The sequence below is a fragment of the Halalkalicoccus sp. NIPERK01 genome, assembly GCF_030287405.1.
Classification (GTDB): domain Archaea; phylum Halobacteriota; class Halobacteria; order Halobacteriales; family Halalkalicoccaceae; genus Halalkalicoccus.
Genome location: NZ_JASVVV010000003.1, coordinates 437,893 through 461,991 on the forward strand (window position 1 = coordinate 437,893; position 24,099 = coordinate 461,991).

Genomic DNA, 24,099 nt, shown 5'->3' on the forward strand with positions numbered 1-24,099 from the left:
TGTCTAGTCGGTTCGCCGGTGGTTAAGCGGCCGGCCGGCAGGCGCGAGCGTCGATCAGAACGGTTCGGCGAAGAAGGCCGCGACCGACCCCGCGATCCGGTCGTGTTTGCCGAGGAAGAAGTGATCCGCGGCCAGTTCCTCGATTGTCGCGTTTCGTCTCCGCGCCGCCTCCACGATCGGCCCCCACTCGGCGGTCGAATCGCGCGTCCCGTAGAGCACCTGCAGCGGGCACTCGAGAGCCGCGACCGCGCCGGCTACGTCGAGGTCCCTGCCCACCCCCGCCGCGGGTGCGAGCGCCGAGACCCCCAGTACCGGCTCCTCGACGCTCGCGGCGGCCAGTATCGCCATCGCCCCGCCGAAGCTGTAGCCGAAAATCCCTACTGAATCGAACTCCCCCGCGGCCCACCGGATCGCGTTTCTCGCGTCCTCGCGCTCGCCGTAGCCCTCGTCCCACTCGCCGTAGTCGAAACGCAGACACGCCACGTCCCGCTTGGAGAGCGCCGCGCTCACCGCTTTCAGCCGGGGATCGCCCCGGTGGCCGCGGTGCTGTGGATGGGGCGGGCAGGCGACGACCACGCGCTCGAAATCGCCGTCGAGCGTCCCCCGAACGTCCCGCACGCCCGGCAGAATCACGTCGGTCATACCGGTCGTTCGGCGGGGATATTTTTAAGGTCTGGGCCGCAACTACGGCCCATGGGAATACTCTCGCGGATGTCGTACGTCATCCGGTCGAAGGTCAACGCGATCCTCAATCGAACCGAGGACCCGCGCGAGACGCTCGACTACTCGTACGAGCAGATGCGCGACCGCCTGCAGGACGTCAAACAGGGCATCGCCGACCTCACCACGCAGAAAAAGCGCCTCGAGATGCAGAAACGCCGCCTCGAGGAGAACGTCGAGAAACACAACGAGCAGGCCCGCGAGGCCGTCGCCCAGGACCGCGACGACCTGGCCCGCCAGGCCCTCGAGAAGAAGAACACGAAGATGAACCAGATCGAGCAACTGGAGACGCAGATCGCCGACCTCCAGGAGAAACAGGACAATCTCGTCGAGCAGAAGAACGAACTCCAGGGCCGGATCGAGGAGTTCCGAACGAAAAAGGAGACGATGAAGGCCCAGTACGAGGCCAGCGAGGCCAGCGTCCGCGTCTCGGAGGCGATGACCGGCGCGGGCGACGAGATGGAGGACGTCTCGCGGGCCATCGAACGCGCCGAGGAGGAGACCGAGGACATGGAGGCCCGCGCGGCGGCGATGGACGAACTCCAGGACACGGGGGCGTTCGACGACGCGCTCTCGGACGAGGACAGCATCGACCGCGAACTCGCGGCCGGACGCACCGACAGCGAGGTCGAGGCCGAACTCGAGACGCTGAAGGGCGAGATGGGCAAGGAGACCGCCTCGGTCGAGGAGTCCGAGGAAACGGAGGGCGACGCGGAGGCGGACGTCGACGTCGAGGAGGAACTCGAATCGAGCGAGATCGACGAGGAGTTAGAGGAGATCCGCGACGAAGGCCGCTGAGGCCCGACCCATCGGCTGGCCGTCTTCGGGGAGCGGAACGTATGTCCGTAGCCGTCGAGTAGCCCCCGTATGGACCGGTCGGACGACAGCAAAGAGGACAGGTTGCAGGATCGGATTAGAGGCGGGCGGCCGATGCTCTGGTTTCTCGTCGACGGCAACCGAGCAGCCGTCGCGCTGTTGATGCTCGGGGCCGTGTACGTGCTGTTGATCGTTCTCGGCGAGTTCGCTCCCGGTTCGATACGCAACATCTTCGACCGGGCCTCGGTCGCCGGCCTGTTCACCCCGCTCGTCATCGCCATCGTCATGGGCGTGAGCATCGTCCTGACGTTCAACCAGATGATCCTCTCGCGGGAACTCGGCCCCCTCGGCGAGCAACGCGAGCGGATGAGCGAGGCGCTGACGTTCCGGGAGGACGCCGAGGAGGCCGTCGAGGGCGGGACCAGTCCGCCCGAGCCCTCGCTGTTCCTCCGGGGGCTCGTCGACGCGACCAGGGAGCCGGCGAACCGGCTCGTCGAGGCCGTCTCCGGGGTCGAAGAGTCGGTTCGGACCGACGTCACGGAGTACGGCGAGGACGTCCTCGAGGACGCAGAGCGCGTGAGCGCCGCCCTCGAAGGCGAGCAGTTCGGGGGGTTCGCCGTGGTCCGGGAGGCGCTCAACTTCAACTACTCGTGGAAGATCTACGCCGGACGCCGACTCCGGAACGACCACCGGGACGCCCTCCCGCCGGAGGCACGGGAGGCGCTCGACGACCTCCTCTCCGTCCTCGAGTTCTTCGGGCCGGCGCGCGAGCACTTCAAGACGCTGTACTTCCGCTGGGAGATCATCAACGTCTCGCGCGCGCTCGTCTATACGGCGCTTCCGGCGCTCGTGGTCGCGGCGTACATGCTTCTGGTGTTCGAACCCGACCCGATCGCCGGAACGACGGCGGGGCTCAACCACTCGCTTCTGTTCATCGGCGTCGCGTTCGCGGTCTGTGCGACGCCGTTCGTCATCTTCCTCGCCTACATCCTCCGGGTCGTGACGGTCGCGAAGTGGACGCTCGCCATCGGGCCGTTCATCCTCCGGGAGACCCAGCGGGGGAGCGACCTCGACTGGGAGTAGCCGCCGCCCCCTCAGTGTTCGGTCACGTCCGTCGACGCCGCGGTCCCCTCCCCCTCTTCCTTGCTCGGGACCATCGGCCCGATCGAGGCGGTCCGCCGGGTGACCGTCGCCGAGCGAAGCACGAACGCCGAGAGCAGCGCCAGCGGCGAGAGCACCACGAGGATCAGGGGGACGATCACCGTCGGCGCGACCTGCGGCGAGACCGTCAGCCCCCCGACGTCGCCGTAGAGCAGGCCGATGACGAGCGCCGCGAGGATCGCCGGGACCCCCAGATAGGTGATCAGCCGCGAGAGCCGCGAGAGTTCGCGCTCCATGTAGGTCGTCTTGAAGTGCGACCGCGTGACGTTGAACAGTTGGAGCGTTTCGAGCAGCTCGTCGAGGGCCTCGCCGGTTTCCTCGCCGATCTCCCCGGCGTGTTCGTTCCGCAGGAATCGGCCGGCGTAGATCTGCTGGGAGTCGTCGTAGTCGATGGTGAGCGAGACGGCGTTGAAGGTCCCGAAGTCGGCCTCGGCGAGGTTCTCCCGGGCGCGCGCCGCGGCCTCGGCGACGGTCTCGGCGTACGCGGTGATCTCCTCGCTTCGTTCGTCATCGCCGTCCTCGACGCTCCGTCTGAGACGGACCGCCCGCTCCTCGACTGCGCCCATCACGACCTCGAGCAGCGCGGTCGGCTCGGCGGGGCTCGCGGGGATCCCGGCCTTCTCCTCGACGTCCGCTCGAAGCTCCATGACGCCGTCCAACCGGTCGCGAAGCTCGCCCGCGGCGCCGAACTGCCGCGAGAGGATGAGCTGGTTGATCGTGATGACGATCGTGACGACGCTGAACGTGCCCGCGACCATGCCGTTGGCGAGGCGGTTGACCGAGTTCTCGTTCGTAAAGGCGATCACGCCCGTCGCCGTCAGCGCCGCGAGCACCGCCCCACAGCCCGCGAGGATGCCGGCGGTGATGACGAACCGATTCCCGTCGATGAGGACCCATCGCAGGGGTCCGCCTCCGGAGCCGACCGTCGAGTCCGCACGATCGTCACCCATGTATTCGACCTATCACGGCCGGGGAGTAAAAACGGCCACCCGGCAACGGCGACCCCGGCCGCAGGCGTGACGTATTTCGGTCGGCCGGCGGTACTCGGCGTATGGACCTCGGAGACGTTCGCCTGTGGCTGCTTCTCAAGCTCAACCGCTGGGCGCTCGCCGGCGCCGTTCTCGCGGTCGTCTTCGGCTCGCTCGTCGTGGCGACGATGGCCGACATCGGCCCGGTCCGGGCGTTGATCGCGAGCCACGACGCGCTCTGGTGGATCTTCTCGTCGTTCATCGGCGCGATCATCACGGGCGTGACGCTGGTGGCGACGATCGGCCAGCTCGTCCTCTCGCAGGAACTGGGTGCGGTCGGCGACCAGCGCGAACGCATGGAGGACGCCATGGAGTTTCGCAGCGACATCGAGGAGACGACCGACCTCGCGGTGAGCCCGCCCGAACCCGCCGCCTTCCTCCAGTTGCTCGTCGATCGAACCGAGACGCAGGCCGAGCGCCTGCGGGACGTGGTCGAGGACGAACGCGACGAGGAGCTCAGGGAGAAGATCGACGACTACGTCGACAACCTCGCCGAGAACGGCGACGAGGTGAGCGAGAGCCTCGAGGGGGCGCAGTTCGGCACGTTCGAGGTGCTCTGGGCGGCGTTCAAGTTCAACTACTCGTGGAAGATCTTCAGCGCCCGACGGATCAGAAACGACCACCGCGAGTCGCTCTCGGCGGAGGCCGAGGAGGCGTTCGACGACACCATCGAACTGTTGAAGCTGTTCGGCCCGGCGCGCGAGCACTTCAAGACGCTGTACTTCCAGTGGGAGCTGATCAACGTCGCCCGCGCGCTGTTGTACGTCTCGGTGCCCGCGCTGATCGTCGTCGGCGCCATCCTGATGAACGTCGGCCCGGGGTCGTTTCCCGGCCGGACGTTCGGCGTCGACAACCTCGTCTGGGTCGCCGCCTTCGGCTTCACCGTCGGCGTGACGCCGTTCGTGATCCTGCTGTCGTACGTCCTGCGGATCATGACGCTCGCGAAGCGGACGCTCGCGATGGGACCGTTCATCCTCCGGGAGGCCGAACGCGAGGAGGACATCGACTGGTCGTAGCCGGTCGGGTTCGCGGACGCGGCCGACTTTCTCGCGCCCGACGATCGAATCCACACGCTTTTTCGAGCGCTCCGCTACCGTCACGTCATGAGCGACGAGCCCGACGACACGATGCGCGAGCGGACGGAGGGGAGCGGCCTCCGGCTGTGGGTGTTGATGCGCCTGAACCGCTACGCGCTCGCCGGGGCGGTCATGCTCGGGGTCTTCGTCACGATCGTGCTCCTCGGGTTCGTCGGGATGAACCCGCTTCGCGTGCTCTCGGTTCAGGACCCGGACGCGATCCAGACGCTGTTCAGCTCGATGATCGGGCCGATCATCACGGGCGTGACGCTGGTGGCGACGATCGGCCAACTCGTCCTCTCGCAGGAGCTGGGTGCGGTCGGCGACCAGCGCGAACGCATGCAGGACGCCATGGAGTTCCGCCGCGACATCGAGTCCAAGACCGATCTGGACGTCAGCCCGCCCGAACCGGCGGCGTTCCTGCGCGAACTCGTCGCCGGAATCGAGGACCACGCCGAAGACCTCCGGGACGAGGTGGCCGACGAGCGCGACGAGAAGCTCAAAGAGCGCGTCAACGAGTACGTCGACGCGCTGGACGAACACGCCGAAACCGTCCGAGAGAAGATCGAGGACACCCAGTTCGGCACGTTCGACGTGATGTGGGCCGCGCTGGATTTCAACTACTCGTGGAAGATCTTCCAGGCACGGCAGATCCGCGACGACCACGGCGAGTCGCTCTCGGCGGAGGCCGACGAGGCCCTCGACGACATGATCGTCTCCCTGCAGTTCTTCGGCCCGGCGCGCGAGCACTTCAAGACGCTGTACTTCCAGTGGGAGCTGATCAACCTCTCGCGGGCGCTGTTGTACGCCGGGCCGCCGGCGCTCGTCGTCGTCGCCGCGATGATCATGTACGTCGAGCCCTCCTCGGTGACGGGGACCGTCCTCGGGATCGAGCGCCTCACGCTGCTGGTGAGCGGGGCGTTCGTGCTCACGCTCGCGCCGTTCGTGCTCCTGATCAGCTTCGTCCTCCGGATCGCCACCGTCGCCCAGCGCACGCTCGCGATGGGGCCGTTCATCCTCCGGGAGTCGAGTCGCGACGCCGACAGCGACGTCTGAGACGGACGAGCGCGACCGACGGGGCGATCACCGACGGGGCGCGTACGACCTGCCGGCACTACACTGAAACGGCCGCGGCGTCTCCTATCGCGTGTGATGACGCTGCTGATGCGGACAGGACGAGGTGAAACGCGACGATGACGCGGCAGTGCGCCTCTCGACGGCGATTCCTCGCGCTCGCCGGCACCACGACGAGCGCCGCGGTCGGCCTCGCGGGCTGTCTCGGATCGGGGTCGGGGTCGACGGGCCAGCCCGCATACGAGTCCGGCGACGTGCCCGACGACATCGACGGCGAGGAGCGGACGACCCAGGAGACGACCGCGGCCGAGGCCGCGGCCGAGGTGACGCCGCGGGACGACCTCGCCCCGCTCGACGGTCTCTCGATCGAAGATCACGAGTTCGTCTTCGAGAGCGGCTACGCCGGGTCGACGGTGCAGGGGACCGTCGAGAACACGAGCGGCGAGCGGGTCGGGACCGCGGAGGTCCGCGTGCGGGTCTACAACTCCGACGACCAGGTGCTCGGGCTGTATCTCGACTCCACGGGCGACCTCGACGGGGGTGCGGAGTGGAGCTTTCAGGTGATCCTGCTCGAATCCCCGGCCGACATCGCCGACTACGACATCACGGTCGTCGGCCTCCCCGACTGACGCGGCGGAACGGGCCAGCGAAGCCGATGAGGTAAGGACGCGGGGGCCGATGGGGACCGTATGGACGACCGACCGAACGCGACGGAACCCGCGCGAATCCCGGACGCCACCGACGGACCGAGCCGATGAGCGACCTCACCGACCGGGTCCGTCGCTCGCTGGAGGACGCGACCCGACGCGAGTTCGACCGGCGCGTCGAGACGCAGGCGGCGTTCCTCCGCGAACAGCTCGATTCGGGGGCGCTCGACAACGGCGACTTCGCGGTCGGTCTCGAACTCGAGGCGTACGCGACGGACGCCGACGGACGCCTCGTGGCGGTGCCCGAGCGCGTCCTCGGGATCGAGGGCTGTGCCGGGGAGCTCGGTCGGCACAACGTCGAGATCAACACCCCGGCGACCCTCCTCGACGGGGCGGGACTCGACGACCAGACGCGGGCGCTCCGCGGACGGCTCGCCGAGGCGAGACGGGCCGCCCGAACCGCGGATCGACGGCTCGTCCTCGACGCGATGTGGACGGTCCCGCCCGACGAGGGGAGCAGGGAGTACCTCGCGGCCGTTGAGGAGCGCGACGGGGTGGTCCTCGCGGCGAACATGCGCCCGTCGCCCCGGTACCACGCGCTGGACAACGCGATCCTCGCCGAACGCGGCGGCTCGATCGACGTCGACCTCCCCGGGCTCGAACTGTCGCTCCCCACGATCCTCGTCGAGTCGCTCGCGACCTCGATGCAGCCACACCTCCAGATCCCCCGCGCCGAGGCGTTTCCCGCGTACTACAACGCCGCGATCCGGACGATGGGGCCGGTGCTCGCGCTCGCGACGAACTCCCCGTTCGCCCCCGCGGACCTGTATCCGGCGGTCGAGGGGACCGACGCCCACGCGCTCGTCGACGCGACGTACCACGAGCTTCGTGTGCCCGTCTTCGAGCGCGCGATCAACGTCGACGAGGAGGGAAAGGTCCGGTTTCCGGGCGACGTCGAGTCGGCGGCCGACGTGATCGACCGGATCGCCGCCGATCGGACGCAGGCGCCGTTCCTCTCCGAGTGGACCAGGGAGACGAACGACGAGTACACCGACCGGTTCCCGGAGTTCGAGCACAAACGCGGCACCTACTGGCGGTGGCTCAGGGGCGTGATCGGCGGCCAGCCCATCGACGGGGCGAACGACGAGCGCTCGCTGCGCATCGAGTACCGCCCGCTGCCCACCCAGCCCAGCGTCGAGGACACCGTCGGGCTGCAGGCGCTCGTCGCCGGTCTGCTCCGGGGGCTCGTCGCGACCGACCACCCCCTCGCGACCCTCGGATGGGACGACGCGAGAGAGGGCTTCTACGACGTCGTCAGGGACGGGTTCGACGCCGAGGTGATCTGGATGACCGCCGACGGGGAGCCGACGAGCGATCCGGGTGCGGTCTACGGGGAGCTGTTCGACGTCGCCCGCCGGGGTCTGCGCGACTCGGGCGTGTCGCGCTCTGCGGTCGAGGGGTACCTCGCGCCAATCGAGCGGCGCGTCGAGCGGGAGACGACGCCGAGTCGCTGGAAGGTGGCCCGCGTCCGCGATCGGATCGACGACGGGGCGGACCTCCGGGAGGCGATCCGGGGGATGCAACGCGAGTACGTCGAGCGGGCGGGCGAGCCGTTCGTCGCGTGGTCCTAACCGACTACTCGGCGGGTCGAGCGCCCGTCCCCCGATCGATCTCCGAGAGGTCGATCCGTCCGCCGGGCATGGCGACGCCCGCGTAGGGGTCCTCCGCGAGCAACAGCGAGCCGTCGAGGTCGGCGTAGTCCAGAAGCGGCGCGAACCCACAGGCGGCGGCGATCGAGGCGTTCGACTCGGTCATACAGCCCAGCATCGTCTCCAGCCCGTGGGCGCGCGCCGCCGCGAACATCGCCCGAGCCTCGCGCAGGCTCCCGCACTTCATGAGCTTGACGTTCGCGATGTCGGCGATCTCGGCGACCCGTGGGATATCGGACAGCGTCACGCAGGACTCGTCGGCGGCGATCGGAAGTTCCGAACGCTCGCGGACGAAGCGCATTCCCTCGGGGTTCTCGGCGGGAACGGGCTGTTCGACGAACTCGACGTCGTACGCCGCGAGCGCCTCGATCTTCCGGACCGCCTCGCGCGGCGACCACGCCTCGTTCGCGTCGACCCGGATCGTGGCGTCGGGCGCTTCGTCCCTGACGGTCTCGATGATCTCTTCGTCCCTTCCCGTCCCGAGTTTGATCTTCAGCGTCGAGTAGCCCCGCTCGCGGGCGGTGGCGGTCTTCTCGCGCATCGTCTCAATTTCGTCGATCCCGATGGTGTAGGAGGTTTCTACCACCTCCTCGGGATCCAGCCCCCAGTACCGGTACAGCGGGAGGTCGAGCCGTTTGGCAACCAGGTCGTGCAGCGCGATCGACACGGCACACCGGGCGGCGGGGTTCAGGTTCACCCGCTCTCGCATCCGGCGCTCGATCCGCGCCAACTGGTGGGGGTCGCCCATGTCCTCGACGACCTCCAGGAGAGTGGGTAAGACGGCCTCGACCGTCTCGACCGTCTCGCCGTAGTGGGCCGAGGGTGCGGCCCCGCCGATTCCGACGAGATCGCCGTCGCTCACGCGAACGACTACGTTCTCCGCCGTCTCGGTCGTCCCCCGCGAGATCGTAAACGGGAACTCGAGCGGCAGCGAGACGCGCTCGAACGCCGTCTCGAGGCTCACAGAAGCGCCTCCAACACCTCGTCGCTCTCGAACCGGACGGGGTCGGTCGCTGGCACGCCCAGGTCGGCGGCGTACTCGTCGACGGCGTTGCGGGCGGGCCCGTCCTCGACGATGTCCATCGTGTTGAGCGCGCCCGCGGCGACCTCCGTTTCGTGGACCGGCGCGGCGAGCCCCTCGTAGAGGTCGATGTAGGTCTCGACCGGCGGGATCGAAAAGTCCTCGTAGCCGTGGATCGCCTCGCGGCCGGCGGCGTGACAGAGCACCAGCGAGTCGGGCATCGATCCGTGGAGGATGCCGCAGGTGACCGCCGAGTAGGCGGGGTGGATGATCGTCCCCTGGCCCTCGACGAACAGGTAGTCGTGCTCGTCGCCCTTCTCGACGATCATCTCCTCGACCGCGCCGGCGGTGAAGTCCGAGACGACGCGATCGATCGGGTTGCCCCACCCCTCGATCATGATCCCCGTCTGTCCCGTCGGGATCACGGCGGCGTCGATCCCCTGCTCTTGGGCCGCACGTGCGAGTTCCATCGAGACGGTCATCTTCCCCACCGAACAGTCGGTTCCGACCGTCAGGATCACCTCGGCGTCGACTTCGTGGGCGATCCCACGACTCACGGTGAGGTCCTCGTCGGGTTTTCGGACGTCCCACAGTTCGCAGTCGTTCTCCGCGGCGAGTTCGACGAACTCGGGGTCCTCCGAGAGGAAGTAGTGCAGTCCCGAGATCACGTCACAACCCCTCGAGAGGGCGTTCTCGACGTCCTCGCGCCAGCTCTCGTCGAACCCCCCGCCGATCGGAGCGATTCCGATCAGGAGGGCGTCGGCCTCCTCGACGTCGGCCATGCCCGAGACGATGGGGGCGTCCGGGACGCCCGGCAGGTACTCGTTGACCCGCCCCCCGGCCCGGTCGCGGTCCAGCACGGCGGTCACGTCGTACTCGCCGTACCGGATGACGCCGACGGCGGTCTTCGCGCGCTCGGGGAACTTCTCGTGTGCGAGAACTGCGACTTGCATACCGGAGGGAGGCACAAGGGGATGTTAACCCTTTAGATGCCGACCGCGCCGCGGGGCGTCCCCGGCCGTCCCGTCCGGTACGGCACACCTGTCTCTCATTCTATCAGTATCGGAACGTATACCCCTATCCATTCCGTAAGTTATCGTATGATCTCCCTCTTCTTGGCGCTGGGCATGTTGGCGGCGGTGTTCGTCGGGTTCAACATCGGCGGGTCGTCGACGGGTGTCGCGTGGGGACCGTCGGTCGGTGCGCGGATCATCGACAAGACGGCGGCCGCGGCGCTCATGACGTTCTTCGTCTTCTTCGGCGGGTGGACGGTCGGGCGCAACGTGATCGAGACCCTCGGCGGCGAGGTCGTCCCGCAGACGGTCTTCACGATCGAGGCGAGCATCGTCGTCCTCTTCTTCATCGGGCTCGGGATGCTCCTGGCCAACGTCTACGGCGTGCCGGTCTCGACCTCGATGACGGCCGTCGGCGCGATTTCGGGCCTCGGATTGGCGACGGGGACGCTCGACATGGAGGTGCTGGGCGGAATCGTCGTCTGGTGGATGGTCGCGCCGATCGTCGGGTTCTGGTGTGGGGCCGTCGTCGGCCGGTATCTCTACCCCTACCTCGACCGAAAGGTCGCCCTCGAGCAATCGGAGGGGCCCCTGCTCGTCCTCGACCGAACGGGAACGGTCCCGAAACCGGCGCTGGGACCCGGAACGACGCCGAAGGAGGCCGCAAGCACCACGATCGTCGTCGCCATCGCCTGCTACATGGCGTTCAGCGCGGGCGCGAGCAACGTCGCCAACGCCGTCGCGCCGCTCGTAGGGGGCGGCCTCGTCGGCGTCGAGGGAGGGGTCGTCCTCGGGACGGTCGCGATCGGGCTGGGAGCCTTTACGATCGCACGCCGGACGATGGACTCGGTCGGCAACGACCTCACGGCGCTGCCGCTTCTGGCGGCGATGATCGTCATGGTCGTCGCCGCGAGCATCACGACGTTCCTCTCGTGGCTCGGCATTCCGATCAGCCTCGCGATGGCGACGGTGATGTGCATCGTCGGCCTCGGGTGGGGACGGGCCACGCGGGTGGCGACCGCGCGGGACCTCGTGCGGGGCGACGTCTCGACGGACATGTCGGTCGACGCGATCACGGCCGAGACGGCCGAGGAGATCCCGCGGGTCGGCGAGGAGGACCCCGAGGACCTCGAGGGCGTCCAGCGGCTGTTCGACGAGTCGGCCGTGATCCGGTTCGTCTCCTTCTGGATCATCGGGCCGTCAACGGCGACGATCCTCTCGTACATCGCGTTCGTCCTCCTGCCGATCGCGGGGACGCCGTGACTCGCCGTCCCGGATTTATCGTCCCCCGGCGCGTAGGGTGGGCATGATCGCTCGCGTCCTCGTCGCGATGGACGGTTCGGAGATGGCCGAGAAGGCCCTGGAGTTCGCCCTCGACGCCTACCCCGACGCCGAGATCACCGTCCTGACCGTCGTCGGCGCCCCGACGTGGTTCATGGGGGAGGCGACCGGGTTGGCGCTGGCCGACGACCCCCAGCAGGCGGCGGCCGAGCGCGCACGGCCGGTCTTCGAGCGCGCCCGCGCGCTCGCCGCCGAGCACGACGCCGAGATCGACACGACCGTCGCCCTCGGACCGCCCGCCCGGACGATCGTCGAGCGGGCCGACGCCTTCGACGTCGTCGTACTGGGCGGACACGGACGCGACCTCTCCTCGCGCGTTCTGCTCGGGAATATCGCCGAGACGGTCGCCCGCCGGTCGCCGGTCCCGGTCACGGTCGTCCGGTAGATCGACGACGCGGTCCCGCGTAACCCGCTTTCGAACCCCACGACCGGATCGAATCGAACGACGGCGGTCCTGTACGCTTTTACTCGTTTCCTCCCTATGGGTACGAGATGACTCTCTCGCGTTCGTCCCTCCTCGATATCGCTTCCTTCTTGCAGGCGGCGGCCGAGATCCCCGCCCTCACGGCGGGGATGCTCGTCGTCTTCGGGATCGTCCTTCTCGCGCTCGCGCTCTTCATCACCGCGCCGGTGCCGATCGACGTCACCGCGATCGCGGTGATGGTGGCGTTGATCGTCCTCGAACCGTGGACGGGGATCGGGCCCGCAGATGGCGTCTCGGGCTTCGCGAGTTCCGCGACGATCACCGTCCTGATGATGTTCGTCCTGAGCGAGGGGATCCGGAAGACCGGCCTCGTCCAGATCGTCAGCGCGAGGATCTCCGCATTCGCCGGCGACGACGAGCGAAAGCTTCTGGGGTCGATCATCGGCGTCTCCGGCCTGTCATCGGGCTTCATCAACAACACCCCGGTGGTCGCGATCATGATTCCGATGGCGAGCGATCTGGCCCGCCGGGTAACGGTCTCGCCCTCGCGATTCATGATCCCCCTCTCGTTTGCCTCGATGATGGGCGGGATGCTGACGCTGATCGGCACCTCGACGAACATCCTCGCGAGCGACGTCTCGGCGCGTCTGATCGGTCGTCCCTTCTCGATGTTCGAGTTCACGAGCCTCGGCGCGCTCGTCCTCGTCGTCGGCTCGCTCTACCTGCTCGTCGCCGCTCCACGACTGTTGCCCGACCGGCTTCCCGCCGAGGGCGAACTCACCGAGGAGTTCGAGATGGCCGATTACCTCACCGAGGTGGTCGTCCGCGAGGACTCGCCGTTCGTCGGGCGCACGGTCCGGGAGGCGATCGAGGGCGAGGAGTTCGAGTTCGACCTCGTCCAGCTAGTCCGGGACGGCGAGGTGTTCGGCGAGCCGCTGGCCCAGAAGACGATCAGACCCGGCGACGTCCTCGTGGTGCGCACCGGCCGGGACACCGTGGTCGACATCATCGACGTCGAGGGGGTCGACCTGCTCCCGCACGTCGCCTTTACCGACGCCGACCTGGCCGCGGACGGAGCGGACAGAACCGAGCGCGGGACCGAGCAGGACCTCGTCGAGGTGATGATCCCGCCCGACTCCTCGCTGGTCGGCGAGACGCTCTCGAGTGCGAACTTCCGCGATCGCTACGACGCGACCGTGCTCGCGCTCCGCCGGGGGCCGACGGTGCTCCATCGCCGGATGGACCACGTCGAACTGCGCGGCGGCGACACCCTGCTCGTCCAGGCCAGCCGCGGCTCGATCGAGCGACTGGGCGCGAACCGCGACTTCGTCGTTGGGAGCGAGGTCGCCCGCGCCGAGTACCGCCGCTCGAAGCTCCCGATCGCGCTCGCGATCGTCGCCGCCGTCGTCGCGGTTGCCGCCCTCGATCTCTATCCGATCCTCGTCACCTCGATGGCCGGTGCGGTCGCGATGGTCGCGACCGGCGTCCTGCGACCCACCGAACTCTACGACGCCATCGACTGGTCGGTGATCTTCATGCTCGCCGGGCTGATCCCGCTCGGGATGGCGATGGAGCGCACCGGCGCGGCGGCCTTCCTCGCGGGGCACGTCGTCGCGAACACGACCGCGTTCGACGCCGTGGTCGTCCTCGGGGTGTTCTACCTGTTCACGGCGCTGATAACGAACGTCGTCAGCAACAACGCCAGCGTCGTGCTCATGATCCCCGTCGCGGTCGACGCCGCGAACCGGATCGGCGCCAACGAGTTCTCGTTCGTGCTGGCGGTCACGTTCGCGGCCTCCTCCGCGATGCTCACCCCCATCGGTTATCAGACCAACCTCATGGTCTACGCCCCCGGCGGCTACCGGTTCGCCGACTTCGCGCGCGTGGGCGCTCCCCTCCAACTGATCCTCGCGGTCGTCACCACGCTGGGGATCGCCCTCATCTGGGGCGTCTAGAGCCGGTAGAGTCGAGCGGTGAAGAAGTCTCGAAACGCGCTCTCTAGGGCGTCCTCGGGGTCTCCCGTCGCGTCGACCGCCCGCGTGACGTCGGCGTCGAACTCCTTTAAGAGGGTGCGCTGGCCGACGACGATCAGTCGGTCGGCGTCGCGGTCGGCCAGTGCGTCTCCGCACTTCTGGAGGTGGGCTTTCACCTGATTGTCCCGACGGCGCTCGAAACGACCCTGCGAGAACCCGCCCTTCGAGTGGTCGCCCTTCACGTCGCTCTCGAAGGCGCGAACCGACTCGCGTTCCGTTCCGCGATACTCGCCCATCGCGAAGAGGTCCGAGCGAACGAGCGCGAACGCGAACTCGCCCTCCGGGAGGAACCAGCCGTACTCGAGGTCGACCGTGTCGCCCCACGTCCAGAACGGATCGGGCGCGAGCGGGGGCGTCAGGGTGACGCTCACGAGGCCGGCGTCGTCGGCCACCGCGAGGCAGGGTTCGGCCCGCGCGAGCAGCGGGGCGCGCTCGCCGAACGCCGCCTCGCCCGCCGCGGGGACCTCGCCGTCGACCATCGCGGTCAGCACGCCCTCTTCGCCGGTTCGAAAGCTGTCGAGGCGGTCGAGGACCTCCCGGAGGCGCTCCCCGCGGAGGGTCTCGACCCCGCGGAACTCGAGATCCGACTCCTCGTCGATCCGTTCGAGGCGTCCCTCCAGGTCGCTGATCCTGTCCTCGAGGCGGTTCTCGCGCTCTTGTGCCTCCTGTCTCTCGCGGACGGCCTCGCGGCGGCGCTCGCGCTCGGCCTCGAAGCGCTCCTCGAGGCGGTCGCGTTCCTCCCGTAGCTCCTCGATGCGTTCCTTGAGTTCGGTCCGGCCGAGCAACCCGTCGAGCATACCGGTGGGCGGCGGCGGGCCGGCTTTTATCTTCCGGCCCGACCGGCAGAAACGATGTCCAGGAGCTGGGAGGCGCGGTCCGCCTTCGCCAGCAACACCTCGCGGGGGGCCGGTAGCGTGTCGACGTAGCCGGGGTCGAGCCCCTCGCGGGGGACCAACAGCGTGTGTTCGGGCACGCCGTCCTCGCCGTGGACGGCGAAGTGGCGCTGGGCGAGCTTCATCACGAGCGGGAGGTCGAGGCGCTCTACGCCCTCGCCGGTGGCGTAGAGCTGCTCGTTGACTCGCTCGTGGTGATCGCGGCGCAACACCGCGTGCTCGCCGTCGTACGGCTCGACGAACAGCCGCCCGACGTAGTAGCTGCGGGAGAACGTCTCAAACATGCTATTCGGTAACACGTTCGCCGCGCGAGGATATAACGGTTGTGGGACATGTTTATGTCGAACCGCGAGTCGAGGACAGCGGTACGGCTTTAGGGGTGGCACCCCCGCCCACGAACGATGCTCCCCCGGCGGCACGCCCGCTACTACCTCGAGAACGCCCCCAGTCTGGTCTGGTTGCTGGGCGTCAACGTGCTCGCGATGCTCGTCGGCGTGCGTTTCTACGTCGAGACCATGCCCGCGGTCCCGACGTTCCTGTGGCCCTTCTACCTCGACTCGCCGGCCGCGCTCTTTCTGGCGACGCTCTCGCTCGTGACGCTGCTCGGGAACCTCGGGAACCCGCTGGACGAGGTCCCGCAGAACCGCGCGCTCGCGTACCTCCACACGCTCGCGTTCGTCTGGCTCGTCAAGTACGGCCTGTGGACGTTCCTCGCGCTCAACCTCGGCTTCTCTGCCTACTTTCCCGACCTCTACGACTACTGGTTCATCGTCCTCACCCACCTGGCGTTCGTCCTCGAAGCCTACCTGATACCGCACTACGGGCGAACCACGAGGGGGGCACTCGGCCTCGCGCTCGCGGTGCTTCTGGCCAACGACGTCCTCGATTACGTTCTGGGGTATCACCCGCCGCTTCGCTACGACCCCGGACTCGTCCTCGCGCTCGCGACCGTCGGCCTCTCGTTCGTTTCGGTGTGGCTCGCCGCGCGGGCGTTCGACAGGCTGGAGCCTGCACCTGCAAGCCGGTAATGTGGAAACGGAGACACGCTTTTCAGTCCCCGTCGCTTAGCGTTCGAATAGATGGACTCCGCGGCGTTGCTGGATCTCCTCGGGAACGAAAACCGGCGGCGGATCCTGCGTCTCCTCTCGCACAAACCCTGTTACGTCACGGAGATCTCCGAGTACCTCGGCGTCAGCCCCAAGGCGGTGATCGACCACCTCCGAAAGCTCGAGGAGGCGGGGGTGGTCGAGAGCCGGGTCGACGACAAACGCCGAAAGTACTTCCACATCGCGCGCAACCTCCGGCTGGAAGTGAGCGTCTCGCCCTACGGCTTCGCCTCGAAGAGCGCCTATCCCGCGAGTTCCAGCCTCGACATGACGAGTTCCTGTTCTCACCTCTCGATCAACGTCGCCGTCAGCGACGGCGGGGACGTCTGCGATCTGGCCGGCGAGTTGCGAACCCTCGAGGAACTCGAGGACGAACTCTCGCTCGCCCAGCGCTGGGTCCAGGGCCGCATCGCCGAGGCCCACGAACGCATCAGCGAGGCGATCGGCGACGCCGAGAACAGCCGGCTGTACGCCGCGGTCCTCTCGGCGATCGAGGGCGGAGCGACGGACGCCGAGACGATCGCCCGCGAGGCCGGCCTGCCCACGCCGGTCGCGGAGGACGCCCTCTCGGTGCTCGCCGACAACGGGATCGTTCAGCGGACCGAGAAGGGCTGGGCGCTCGACTAGAGGTCGCGGGTCAGCCCGTCGCGGAGGTCCGAGCCGAGGTAGGCCCCGAGCGCGCCGACCACGAGGCCGAGACCGGCCCCGAGCGCCGCGATCGGCAGGCCGCTGCCGACGACCATCCAGACGAGGTAGTCGAACGCCGTCGAGAGCCCCAGTACCGCCGCACCCGCCGTTCCCGCCTCGGCCATCGGACGGTGTTCGCTCGCGACGCCGAGGACGAACGCGCCGACGAACGCGCCGAGCACGCCGCCGGCGACCGGCAGCGTCGCCCCGCCGACGAGCGTCCCCGCGGCGACGAGCGCGAGCGCGAGGAGAAAGCGCCGCGGCGAGAACAGCGTGCCGGCCCGCTCGCGGATCCGGGTGCCCCTCGAAGCGGACTCGCCGATGTCGACCTCGTGGTCCACGGGACGGGTCTCGGTCAGTTGGTCGGTTCGTTCCGCCATACACACGCTCGTTTCCGTAGGAGCAAGGACCTTTCGACGGGGTCGGCCGAACGGATGCATTGAAGTCCGCTCGTCGGGAACCCAACTCCATGAACGCAGGCGACCGCGTCCGCGCGAGGCGGGCCGACACGACGTACGAGGGGGTCCTCCTGCCCTCCTCGAGCGAGGAGCACCTCGTCCTCAAACTCGACGGGGGGTACAACGTCGGGGTCGAACGCGAGCACGCGGAGGTCGAGGTGCTCGACCCCGGGGTCTACGAGATCGGCGGCGAGAGCGAGGGCGACAGCGAGGTCGCGTTCGACGACGACCTCCCCACCGTCTCGCTGATCTCGACGGGAGGGACGATCGCCTCGACCGTCGACTACCGAACCGGGGCCGTCACGGCGCAGTTCGACGCCGAGGACGTCCTTCGGGCCGTTCCGGACCTCGCGGGGCTCGCGAACTACCGCGGGCGCGTGGTCGCGAACATCCTCTCGGAGAACATGACGCCCGAGATCTGGCGGGACCTCGCTCGCGCGGTCTTCGAGGAGATCGAGGCCGGCGCCGACGGCGTGGTAGTCATGCACGGCACCGACACGATGCAGTTCTCCGCGAGCGCCCTCGCCTTCATGCTCGACACCCCCGTTCCGGTCGTGTTCACGGGCAGTCAGCGCTCGGCGGATCGGCCCTCATCCGACAACGTGATGAACGCGGTCTGTGCGGTCGAGGCCGCCAAGAGCGACCTCGCGGAGGTGCTCGTCTGCATGCACGCCACCGAGTCCGACGACCGGTGTGCGCTCCATCGCGGGTCCCGGGTCCGGAAGAACCACACCTCTCGGAGGGATGCCTTCGAAACCGTTGGACGAAAGCCCCTCGCGGAGATCGACTACGGGAGCCGCGAGATCACGGTCCGTCGTGAGCACGCGACGCGGGGCGAGCGCGATCCGGCGCTCTCTCCCGACCTCGAAGCCGACGTCGAACTCCTGAAATACACGCCCGGAACGGGGCCCGAGGCCCTTTCGATCGCCGAGGACAGCGCGGGCCTCGTGATCGAGGGCACGGGACTTGGCCACGTCCACACCGACTGGATCCCCCGGATCGAGGAGTTGGTCGAATCGGGGACGCCGGTGGTGATGACCAGCCAGTGCATCGAGGGTCGAGTCTGTGACCGGGTCTACGACACCGGTCGAGACCTCCTCGAGGCGGGCACCATCGAGGCCGGCGACACCCTGCCCGGTACTGCCAAGGTCAAACTGATGTGGGCGCTCGCGAACGCCGAGTCGGTCGCCGAAGTGGACGAAACGATGCGGACGGACCTCGCGGGCGAACTCACCGAGCGATCCGTGCCATGGAGTTGAGGGAAGCACGACAGGAAGACCACGAGGCGGTCGCGACCTTCACCCGCGAGACGTGGCCCGACCGGGAGAGTGGCGATTACATCCCCGAGGTCTACCCCGAGTGGATCGAGGGCGAGGACAGACACACCCTGGTAGTCGATGCGGGCGACGACATCGCGGGAATCGTCCAGTGCGTGTTGCTCTCCGCGGACGAGGCCTGGTGCCAGGGGATGCGCGTCAACCCCGAGTTTCGGGGAGCGGACGTCTCGAAACGGCTGAGCTACGGGGCGTTCGACTGGGCGCGCGAGCGGGGCGCGCTCGTCGCGCGCAACATGGTCTTCTCGTGGAACGCTGTCGGACTCGGCCAGTCCCGATCCGTGGGGTTCGACCCCGTCACCGAGTTCCGCTGGGCGCATCCCGAGCCGAATCCCGACGCCGAACCCGTCCTCGAAACCGTCGCCGATCCGGCCGCCGCGTGGCGTGCGTGGGCCGAGGGCGACGCCCGCGAGCACCTACGAGGGTTGGCGCTGGACGCCGACGAGTCGTGGGCGGTGCGCGAACTCACGCGGGCGGACCTCGAACGCGCGGCCGAGGAATCGTCGGTCCTCGCCGTTCGGGACGACGGCCTGCGGGGAATGGCCTACCGGAGTCGGACCTACGAGCGCGAGCAGGAGGGCGAAACGGAACGGTGGGCGGAGTACGGCGTCGGCTCCTGGGAGGACCTCCCGGCCGCCCGCGCGCTGTTCGCCGCGATCGCCCGCGACGCCGCCGCGGTCGGCGCGGACCGAACACGGGTGTTGATCCCCGAGACCCCCCGTGCGGTATCGGACGCCGCCTACGCACGCGTCGGGGTCGCCGACGAACCCGACTTCGTGCTGGGCGCGGACCTCACCGCTGCCCGGACCCGCCGCTGACGGGCGGAAACAGCGCGAGTTCGTCGCCCGCCTCGAGTTCCGTCTCCAGCCCCGACTCCTGTGTGAACACGTTCGAGCCGTTGCGAAGCAGGTTGATGTGATCCTCGAGTTCGCCCTCGTCGTCGAGCACGCGTTCCTCGAGTTCCGGGTGGGATTCGAGCAGCGCCTCCAGCGCCTCCCCGACCGTGTCGCCGGGCCCGGCGTCGACCGCGATCCGTTTCCCGCCCGCTAGCTCCGCCAGGTCGGCGAAGAGTTTCCACTCCATACCCGTACTCGCCACCCGGGCCGAATGAGCGTTCCGCTCGCCCCCTCGTCACACGCCACCACGCCACATTATGTGGTTATATAACACACTTACGCATTATCCGATATATGGACTAGGTTTATATTGGATGGCAGACAGCATTCGGGTATGAGCACGGCAACACTCACTCACGACCGCACCGAGATCCCGACCGAAATCGAATCAGCCGGTTCGAAACTCGTCTACCTCTACCTGCACACCGCCGGCGAGGCCACCATCGAGGAACTGCAGTCCTCGCTCGGCATGAAACAGCTCGCGCTGTTCCCCGTCCTCGATACGCTCTCGAGCGAGGGGTTCGTCGCCCGCGAGGGCGAGCGCTACGCCGTCGCGGCCTGATCGAGCACGTAGACGACCTCGCCTTCTTCGAGTCGGCGGTCGGGATCTGGCAGCGCCTCGAACCGCTCGCCGCCGACCGCCAGCACGACGCCCTCGTGTTCTCTTACCCGGGTTCCCGCCAGCGCCGCGTCGGCGCGGCGCTCGTTCACGCCCGACCGGAACAGCGCGCGTGCGCTCCGTTCGGCGCCGTTTCCCTCCGCCAGCGTCACCAGCCGGTACTCTCCGGGGGGAAGCGGCGTCAGGGACGATTCGAGGGCGACGGTGGCGGCCTCGTCGCTCGCGTCCCGGAGTTCGCCCGTCGCGACCCGCTCGCCCTCGCGCCAGAGTTGGACCGTGTCGCCGGGGCTCGCACCCGGGGCCGGATCGGCGTGGATCGCGAGCGCGGCCGTTCCCGGCGCGAGGCGCGGGCCGAGCCCCGACGCACGTAACCCGACCGCGAGGTCCGTCACCGTTCCATCCGTGCCGATCTCGCAGTCGACGTGGCCGATCCCGTGGTCGTCGGCCAGCCGGGTTTCGAGGCGCTCGTGGAGCTCCGCGACGGTCAGCCCCCGCGGGAAGACGAGCGTCGCGCCCGCTAGCTCCTCTTTGGTCTCCTCGGGAATCGGCTCGTAGCCCGGCGCGTCCTCGACCGTCGCCGGGAGCGTGACGGTGATCACGCGCCCGACGGCCTTCACGAGCGGGCTGACCTCGCCCTCGACCGAGCGTGCCCCCGCGAGCACCGAGGAGTTCGCCGCGAGCCGATCGCCCACCCGCCGCCCGACGTCGGCCGCCCCCGCGCTCGCGGCGAACGCGAGGACGTTGCGCACCGCACGCGTCGTCGCGAGCGGATCGGTTCCGGTGTCGACGTACTGGGTCAGCGCGACGACCGTGTTGAGCCAGACCGCGACCGCGCTCAGCCCGACGAGCACGCCCAGCCGCGCGGGCATCGTCTCCCGGGCGTAGAGGCGGTAGCCCGCCGCGACCGTCCCCGTGACCGCCCCCGAGAGGACCGCCAGGCCGAGGACGCGGACGGCGATCGAGACCAGGGTCCCGACCTCCGTCTGGAACGGGATCACGCGACCACCTCCGGACCGTCGTCCGGCGTAATCGCGCTCACTCCGTTCACGCGACCACCTCCCGAAGCCCCCGCAGCGCGTCGGGGGTGCCGACCGCGAGCAGTTCCTCGCCCGCCCGGACGCGGACGGGTCCGTCGGGCACCCGTAGCCCGGCGGGTCCACGCACCGCGAACACCTGTGCGCCGGTCTCGCTCCGAAGGGCCGTCGGATCCACAGTCCGCGAGCGCACGGACTCGAGCGTTCGAACCCGTAGCCCGGCCGCCTTGAGCCGGGCGAGCAGGTCCCGCCCGTTCGCCTCCCCGAGGACGGCGACCCGGACCTCCTCGGCCGCGAGCACCGCCTCGACCTCGCCCGGCGAGACGGCGACGGTCAGCCGTCTCGTCGGGCGGTCGTCGTCCTCCGACGGCTCCCCGACGCCGAGGACGTGGCCCTCGACGGTCGTTTCGGGCAGCCAGAGGAGCGCCCGGTCGCCCCGGTCGGCGCCCGCGGGGACCAGCGTTTCGACCGAGACCGCCCGCTGGCCCGCCGGCACGCGTCGGGAGAACCCGCCGAGGGCGGGGGCGGCCGCGACCGTCGCGTTCGCGCGGCGGTCGAGCGAGACGCTCACCGTCTCGAGGTCGTACGACGAGCGCAGGCGATCGCGCACGCGCGTTTCGAGTTCCGACAGCGGCAGGTCGGCGGGCAGCGAGAACCGCTCGCCCTCGAGTTTCTCGCGCACCCCCGCGGGGAGGGGCGGGTACCCCTCGACGTCCTCGACGTTCGTCACGCGCACGCGAACCTGTCCGAACCGGCCGACCCGGTCGACGACCTCGCCCGAGAGCGTCCGCCGGCGGATGGATTCGAGGGTGATCCGCCGCGGGAACGCCTCGCCCATCTTGTCGCCCTGGTTGTGCGCCCAGAAGGAGGCCATCAGCACGACCAGCGCCGCGACCACTCCCACCGGGGTCTCGGAGATGGCGGGATCGAGCAGGCCGAGCAACCCCCCCGAGACGCCGGCGATCGCCGCCGCGACGACGACGACACCCAGCCCGGGGACGGTGACGCCGGTGACGTAACGAAACGAGAAGCCGAGCGCCCACGAGACGAGCGCGGGCAACACGCCCGTGAGGGCGCCGAGATACAGCCCCACGAGGACCTGTGCGAGGATCGAGTCGGGCATGAAGAGTCGCTCCCGGCGACCGACCATAGGCCTGTCGACTACTCCAGCAGGTTCTCGAGTTCGGTCTGGTTCTCGCGGGTGCCGACGGCGACGGCGACGTCGCCCGCACGGAGCGTGAAGTCGGCCTCCGGGCTGGCGAAGACCTCCTCGCCGCGCTCGACCGCGATGATCGTCGCGCCGGTCCGTCTCCGAATGTCGCTCTCCTCGAGCGTCTCCCCGACGACCGGGCTGTCTCGCTCGAGGGTGTACCACTCGAGGATGACGCCCTCGCCGAGCGTCGTCTCCGGCGCCTGGGTTCGGACCGGCTGGAAGAACGCCCCTTCGAGGATCGACCCCACGACCCGGGACTCCCGATCGGTCAGGTCGAGCAGTTCCTCCCCGTCGGCGTCGGGCGACTCCCGATAGAACAGTTCGCGCCGGCCGCTGTTGTGAATGACGACGACGGCGACACCTCCCTCCTCGAGTTCGACCTCGAAGCGCTTGCCGACCCCCGGCAGGTCCGTTTCCGAGACGTCCATGCTCCGATTGTCGTCCTCGACCCTATAAATGTGGGACCCCTCGATCGGATGGAAAGGCTATTCCCCGGCCTCCCGAATCGGGTAGACATGTACCGTCGGCCGAGCGCCCGTCTCTTTCCGCGTCGCTGAGTATGGCCGTCGAGAACCACCTGCTGGACGTCGGGATCATGTTCGCTGCGGTCGCCTCCGCCGGCGTCGTCGCCAACCGGGCCGATCAGTCGGTGATCCCCTTCTACATCCTGATCGGCATGCTGCTGGGGCCACACGTCCTCGGGGCGTTCGGCCTCCCGTTCGTCGAGGAGACCACCTTCGTCGAGGTCGGAGCCGAACTCGGCATCGTCTTCCTGCTGTTCTTCCTCGGCCTGGAGTTCAACATCGACCGACTGATCGAGAACAAGGACCGCATCGGCCGGGCCGGCACCATCGACCTCGGGATCAACTTCGGGGTCGGGCTCGTCCTCGGCTACCTCGTCTTCGGGTCCCTCCTGCCCGCCCTGTTGATCGCCGGGATCGTCTACATCTCTTCGAGTGCCATCATCACCAAGTCGCTGATCGACCTGGGCTGGATCGCCAACCAGGAGAGCGACCCCATGCTCGGGACGCTGGTCTACGAGGACCTCTTCATCGCGGTCTATCTGTCGATCGTCTCGGCGCTCGTTCTGGGCGGCGGCGACGTGAGCGAGGCCGTCGAGTCCGTGGGCCTCGCGATGGGCTTCATCCTCGTGTTGCTCCTCGTGGTTTACTTCGGGACGGCGTGGTTCGAGCGCGCGCTCCACACCCCCTCGAACGAGTTCTTCGTCCTGCGGGCGATCGGGATCACGGTCCTCGTCGCCGGGGCGGCGCTGGCCGCCGGGGTGAGCGAGGCCGTCGCGGCCTTCTTCATCGGGATGGCCTTCAGCTCCACGAACTACGTCGACGAACTCGAACACAATTTGGAGGCGATCCGTGACACCTTCGCCGCGGTCTTCTTCTTCTGGATCGGCCTCGTCACCGATCCCCTGTTGTTCCCGGCGGTCGCCGGGCTGGTCGGGCTCGCCGTCCTCCTCACGACGCCGACGAAGCTCGTAAGCGGCTTTCTCGCGGGCCGGGTCTACGACCTCGACGACCGGCGCTCGACGCGGGTCGGGTTGGGCATGGTCACCCGGGGGGAGTTCTCGCTGATCATCGCCACCGTCGCCGTCGGCGGCGCGGGCGTGACGCTCCCCGAGACGACGGCAAACACGATCCAGGCGTTCGCGGTGGGCTACGTCCTCGTCATGAGCATCCTCGGGACGACCCTGATGCGGTATTCGAGCGTCTTCGAGGACCGTGTGATCTCCAGATTATCGAACGAACCGACGCAGGCGTGAAACGAAACCACTAATCGAT

The 24,099-nt window shown here is 68.7% G+C and carries 26 protein-coding genes; 15 read left to right on the top strand and 11 right to left on the bottom strand.

Annotated elements, in window-relative coordinates; translation table 11 throughout:
• Positions 1–54: 54 nt before the first annotated feature.
• A complete protein-coding gene (locus QRT08_RS11895) occupies positions 55–642 on the bottom strand; it encodes a dienelactone hydrolase family protein (protein WP_286046173.1) in 588 nt (195 codons plus the stop codon).
• 51 nt (positions 643–693) lie between these two features.
• On the opposite strand from QRT08_RS11895, the gene QRT08_RS11900 reads away from it, so the two are divergent.
• Positions 694–1,518 (top strand): PspA/IM30 family protein, encoded by an 825-nt coding sequence (locus QRT08_RS11900; RefSeq protein ID WP_286046174.1) that lies wholly within the window; start codon positions 694–696, stop codon positions 1,516–1,518.
• A 69-nt stretch (positions 1,519–1,587) separates the two neighbouring features.
• Positions 1,588–2,619 (top strand): DUF7972 family membrane protein, encoded by a 1,032-nt coding sequence (locus tag QRT08_RS11905; RefSeq protein WP_286046175.1) that lies wholly within the window; start codon positions 1,588–1,590, stop codon positions 2,617–2,619.
• A gap of 11 nt (positions 2,620–2,630) precedes the next feature.
• On the opposite strand, the gene QRT08_RS11910 is transcribed toward QRT08_RS11905, so the two are convergent.
• Positions 2,631–3,647 carry a DUF7972 family membrane protein gene (locus QRT08_RS11910; RefSeq protein ID WP_286046176.1) on the bottom strand — a complete coding sequence of 339 codons (1,017 nt, stop codon included), beginning with the start codon at positions 3,645–3,647 and terminating at the stop codon, positions 2,631–2,633.
• Between the two features lie 101 nt (positions 3,648–3,748).
• On the opposite strand from QRT08_RS11910, the gene QRT08_RS11915 reads away from it, so the two are divergent.
• From QRT08_RS11915 to QRT08_RS11930, 4 genes are all read left to right on the top strand, one after another.
• Entirely contained in the window at positions 3,749–4,741 is a 993-nt protein-coding gene (locus QRT08_RS11915; protein WP_286046177.1) for a DUF7972 family membrane protein, read from the top strand.
• Between the two features lie 87 nt (positions 4,742–4,828).
• Entirely contained in the window at positions 4,829–5,857 is a 1,029-nt protein-coding gene (locus QRT08_RS11920; RefSeq protein WP_286046178.1) for a DUF7972 family membrane protein, read from the top strand.
• A gap of 137 nt (positions 5,858–5,994) precedes the next feature.
• The gene (locus tag QRT08_RS11925) at positions 5,995–6,504 is read left to right on the top strand and encodes an FxLYD domain-containing protein (protein ID WP_286046179.1); all 510 of its coding nucleotides are present in this window, start codon (positions 5,995–5,997) and stop codon (positions 6,502–6,504) included.
• A 125-nt stretch (positions 6,505–6,629) separates the two neighbouring features.
• Positions 6,630–8,153, top strand: coding sequence for a glutamate-cysteine ligase family protein (locus QRT08_RS11930; protein ID WP_286046180.1), 1,524 nt, complete (start codon positions 6,630–6,632; stop codon positions 8,151–8,153).
• 4 nt (positions 8,154–8,157) lie between these two features.
• On the opposite strand, the gene QRT08_RS11935 is transcribed toward QRT08_RS11930, so the two are convergent.
• Both QRT08_RS11935 and QRT08_RS11940 read right to left on the bottom strand, forming a co-directional pair.
• Complete coding sequence (locus QRT08_RS11935; protein WP_286046181.1) at positions 8,158–9,195, bottom strand: dipeptide epimerase; 1,038 nt, start codon at positions 9,193–9,195, stop codon at positions 8,158–8,160.
• A complete protein-coding gene (locus tag QRT08_RS11940) occupies positions 9,192–10,205 on the bottom strand; it encodes an N-acetyltransferase DgcN family protein (protein ID WP_286046182.1) in 1,014 nt (337 codons plus the stop codon). The genes QRT08_RS11935 and QRT08_RS11940 overlap by 4 nt, the downstream gene beginning before the upstream one ends.
• A 147-nt stretch (positions 10,206–10,352) precedes the next feature.
• Between QRT08_RS11940 and QRT08_RS11945 the strand changes: the two genes are divergently transcribed.
• The 3 genes from QRT08_RS11945 to QRT08_RS11955 all read left to right on the top strand — a co-directional run bounded on the left by QRT08_RS11945 (position 10,353) and on the right by QRT08_RS11955 (position 13,985).
• Positions 10,353–11,528: an inorganic phosphate transporter gene (locus QRT08_RS11945; RefSeq protein WP_286046183.1), complete on the top strand. Its 1,176-nt coding sequence runs from the start codon at positions 10,353–10,355 to the stop codon at positions 11,526–11,528.
• Positions 11,529–11,571: 43 nt separating this feature from the next.
• Entirely contained in the window at positions 11,572–11,991 is a 420-nt protein-coding gene (locus tag QRT08_RS11950; protein ID WP_286046184.1) for a universal stress protein, read from the top strand.
• A gap of 188 nt (positions 11,992–12,179) precedes the next feature.
• Positions 12,180–13,985 (top strand): SLC13 family permease, encoded by a 1,806-nt coding sequence (locus QRT08_RS11955; protein ID WP_286046235.1) that lies wholly within the window; start codon positions 12,180–12,182, stop codon positions 13,983–13,985.
• Here QRT08_RS11955 and QRT08_RS11960 read toward each other — a convergent pair.
• Both QRT08_RS11960 and QRT08_RS11965 read right to left on the bottom strand, forming a co-directional pair.
• The gene (locus QRT08_RS11960) at positions 13,982–14,860 is read right to left on the bottom strand and encodes a Vms1/Ankzf1 family peptidyl-tRNA hydrolase (RefSeq protein ID WP_286046185.1); all 879 of its coding nucleotides are present in this window, start codon (positions 14,858–14,860) and stop codon (positions 13,982–13,984) included. The genes QRT08_RS11955 and QRT08_RS11960 overlap by 4 nt on opposite strands.
• Before the next feature lie 26 nt (positions 14,861–14,886).
• The gene (locus QRT08_RS11965) at positions 14,887–15,240 is read right to left on the bottom strand and encodes a DUF5802 family protein (protein ID WP_286046186.1); all 354 of its coding nucleotides are present in this window, start codon (positions 15,238–15,240) and stop codon (positions 14,887–14,889) included.
• A gap of 117 nt (positions 15,241–15,357) precedes the next feature.
• Between QRT08_RS11965 and QRT08_RS11970 the strand changes: the two genes are divergently transcribed.
• Together QRT08_RS11970 and QRT08_RS11975 are read left to right on the top strand one after the other, a co-directional pair.
• Complete coding sequence (locus QRT08_RS11970; RefSeq protein WP_286046187.1) at positions 15,358–15,984, top strand: DUF1405 domain-containing protein; 627 nt, start codon at positions 15,358–15,360, stop codon at positions 15,982–15,984.
• A gap of 51 nt (positions 15,985–16,035) precedes the next feature.
• Positions 16,036–16,689 (top strand): ArsR family transcriptional regulator, encoded by a 654-nt coding sequence (locus QRT08_RS11975; protein WP_286046188.1) that lies wholly within the window; start codon positions 16,036–16,038, stop codon positions 16,687–16,689.
• On the opposite strand, the gene QRT08_RS11980 is transcribed toward QRT08_RS11975, so the two are convergent.
• Positions 16,686–17,129 carry a hypothetical protein gene (locus QRT08_RS11980; protein WP_286046189.1) on the bottom strand — a complete coding sequence of 148 codons (444 nt, stop codon included), beginning with the start codon at positions 17,127–17,129 and terminating at the stop codon, positions 16,686–16,688. The genes QRT08_RS11975 and QRT08_RS11980 overlap by 4 nt on opposite strands.
• Before the next feature lie 89 nt (positions 17,130–17,218).
• On the opposite strand from QRT08_RS11980, the gene gatD reads away from it, so the two are divergent.
• Together gatD and QRT08_RS11990 are read left to right on the top strand one after the other, a co-directional pair.
• Positions 17,219–18,466 carry a Glu-tRNA(Gln) amidotransferase subunit GatD gene (gatD, locus tag QRT08_RS11985; protein WP_286046190.1) on the top strand — a complete coding sequence of 416 codons (1,248 nt, stop codon included), beginning with the start codon at positions 17,219–17,221 and terminating at the stop codon, positions 18,464–18,466.
• Positions 18,457–19,359, top strand: a complete 903-nt coding sequence (locus QRT08_RS11990; RefSeq protein ID WP_286046191.1) for a GNAT family N-acetyltransferase — start codon at positions 18,457–18,459, stop codon at positions 19,357–19,359. Before gatD ends, QRT08_RS11990 begins: the two co-directional genes overlap by 10 nt.
• On the opposite strand, the gene QRT08_RS11995 is transcribed toward QRT08_RS11990, so the two are convergent.
• Positions 19,334–19,624, bottom strand: coding sequence for a ubiquitin-like small modifier protein 1 (locus tag QRT08_RS11995; protein ID WP_286046192.1), 291 nt, complete (start codon positions 19,622–19,624; stop codon positions 19,334–19,336). The two genes, QRT08_RS11990 and QRT08_RS11995, sit on opposite strands and share 26 nt — an antisense overlap.
• Positions 19,625–19,771: 147 nt before the next feature.
• On the opposite strand from QRT08_RS11995, the gene QRT08_RS12000 reads away from it, so the two are divergent.
• On the top strand, positions 19,772–19,999 hold the full coding sequence (locus QRT08_RS12000; protein WP_286046193.1) for a helix-turn-helix domain-containing protein: 228 nt from the start codon (positions 19,772–19,774) through the stop codon (positions 19,997–19,999).
• Here QRT08_RS12000 and QRT08_RS12005 read toward each other — a convergent pair.
• From QRT08_RS12005 to QRT08_RS12015, 3 genes are read right to left on the bottom strand one after another with little or no spacing between them, the layout of a single operon-like run.
• Positions 19,981–21,054: a DUF8167 domain-containing protein gene (locus QRT08_RS12005; RefSeq protein WP_286046194.1), complete on the bottom strand. Its 1,074-nt coding sequence runs from the start codon at positions 21,052–21,054 to the stop codon at positions 19,981–19,983. The two genes, QRT08_RS12000 and QRT08_RS12005, sit on opposite strands and share 19 nt — an antisense overlap.
• A 46-nt stretch (positions 21,055–21,100) precedes the next feature.
• Complete coding sequence (locus QRT08_RS12010) at positions 21,101–22,213, bottom strand: DUF8167 domain-containing protein (protein ID WP_286046195.1); 1,113 nt, start codon at positions 22,211–22,213, stop codon at positions 21,101–21,103.
• A gap of 38 nt (positions 22,214–22,251) precedes the next feature.
• Positions 22,252–22,731 carry a cation:proton antiporter regulatory subunit gene (locus QRT08_RS12015; RefSeq protein WP_286046196.1) on the bottom strand — a complete coding sequence of 160 codons (480 nt, stop codon included), beginning with the start codon at positions 22,729–22,731 and terminating at the stop codon, positions 22,252–22,254.
• Between the two features lie 131 nt (positions 22,732–22,862).
• On the opposite strand from QRT08_RS12015, the gene QRT08_RS12020 reads away from it, so the two are divergent.
• A complete protein-coding gene (locus tag QRT08_RS12020; protein ID WP_286046197.1) occupies positions 22,863–24,080 on the top strand; it encodes a cation:proton antiporter in 1,218 nt (405 codons plus the stop codon).
• Positions 24,081–24,099 lie beyond the last annotated feature (19 nt).

Coding starts and splice junctions, on each gene's coding strand:
- QRT08_RS11895 (WP_286046173.1), bottom strand. CDS start 642: ATGACCGACGTGATTCTGCCGGGCGTGCGGGACGTTCGGGGGACGCTC.
- QRT08_RS11900 (WP_286046174.1), top strand. CDS start 694: ATGGGAATACTCTCGCGGATGTCGTACGTCATCCGGTCGAAGGTCAAC.
- QRT08_RS11905 (WP_286046175.1), top strand. CDS start 1,588: ATGGACCGGTCGGACGACAGCAAAGAGGACAGGTTGCAGGATCGGATT.
- QRT08_RS11910 (WP_286046176.1), bottom strand. CDS start 3,647: ATGGGTGACGATCGTGCGGACTCGACGGTCGGCTCCGGAGGCGGACCC.
- QRT08_RS11915 (WP_286046177.1), top strand. CDS start 3,749: ATGGACCTCGGAGACGTTCGCCTGTGGCTGCTTCTCAAGCTCAACCGC.
- QRT08_RS11920 (WP_286046178.1), top strand. CDS start 4,829: ATGAGCGACGAGCCCGACGACACGATGCGCGAGCGGACGGAGGGGAGC.
- QRT08_RS11925 (WP_286046179.1), top strand. CDS start 5,995: ATGACGCGGCAGTGCGCCTCTCGACGGCGATTCCTCGCGCTCGCCGGC.
- QRT08_RS11930 (WP_286046180.1), top strand. CDS start 6,630: ATGAGCGACCTCACCGACCGGGTCCGTCGCTCGCTGGAGGACGCGACC.
- QRT08_RS11940 (WP_286046182.1), bottom strand. CDS start 10,205: ATGCAAGTCGCAGTTCTCGCACACGAGAAGTTCCCCGAGCGCGCGAAG.
- QRT08_RS11945 (WP_286046183.1), top strand. CDS start 10,353: ATGATCTCCCTCTTCTTGGCGCTGGGCATGTTGGCGGCGGTGTTCGTC.
- QRT08_RS11950 (WP_286046184.1), top strand. CDS start 11,572: ATGATCGCTCGCGTCCTCGTCGCGATGGACGGTTCGGAGATGGCCGAG.
- QRT08_RS11955 (WP_286046235.1), top strand. CDS start 12,180: ATGCTCGTCGTCTTCGGGATCGTCCTTCTCGCGCTCGCGCTCTTCATC.
- QRT08_RS11960 (WP_286046185.1), bottom strand. CDS start 14,860: ATGCTCGACGGGTTGCTCGGCCGGACCGAACTCAAGGAACGCATCGAG.
- QRT08_RS11965 (WP_286046186.1), bottom strand. CDS start 15,240: ATGTTTGAGACGTTCTCCCGCAGCTACTACGTCGGGCGGCTGTTCGTC.
- QRT08_RS11970 (WP_286046187.1), top strand. CDS start 15,358: ATGCTCCCCCGGCGGCACGCCCGCTACTACCTCGAGAACGCCCCCAGT.
- QRT08_RS11975 (WP_286046188.1), top strand. CDS start 16,036: ATGGACTCCGCGGCGTTGCTGGATCTCCTCGGGAACGAAAACCGGCGG.
- QRT08_RS11980 (WP_286046189.1), bottom strand. CDS start 17,129: ATGGCGGAACGAACCGACCAACTGACCGAGACCCGTCCCGTGGACCAC.
- gatD (WP_286046190.1), top strand. CDS start 17,219: ATGAACGCAGGCGACCGCGTCCGCGCGAGGCGGGCCGACACGACGTAC.
- QRT08_RS11990 (WP_286046191.1), top strand. CDS start 18,457: ATGGAGTTGAGGGAAGCACGACAGGAAGACCACGAGGCGGTCGCGACC.
- QRT08_RS11995 (WP_286046192.1), bottom strand. CDS start 19,624: ATGGAGTGGAAACTCTTCGCCGACCTGGCGGAGCTAGCGGGCGGGAAA.
- QRT08_RS12000 (WP_286046193.1), top strand. CDS start 19,772: ATGAGCACGGCAACACTCACTCACGACCGCACCGAGATCCCGACCGAA.
- QRT08_RS12010 (WP_286046195.1), bottom strand. CDS start 22,213: ATGCCCGACTCGATCCTCGCACAGGTCCTCGTGGGGCTGTATCTCGGC.
- QRT08_RS12015 (WP_286046196.1), bottom strand. CDS start 22,731: ATGGACGTCTCGGAAACGGACCTGCCGGGGGTCGGCAAGCGCTTCGAG.
- QRT08_RS12020 (WP_286046197.1), top strand. CDS start 22,863: ATGGCCGTCGAGAACCACCTGCTGGACGTCGGGATCATGTTCGCTGCG.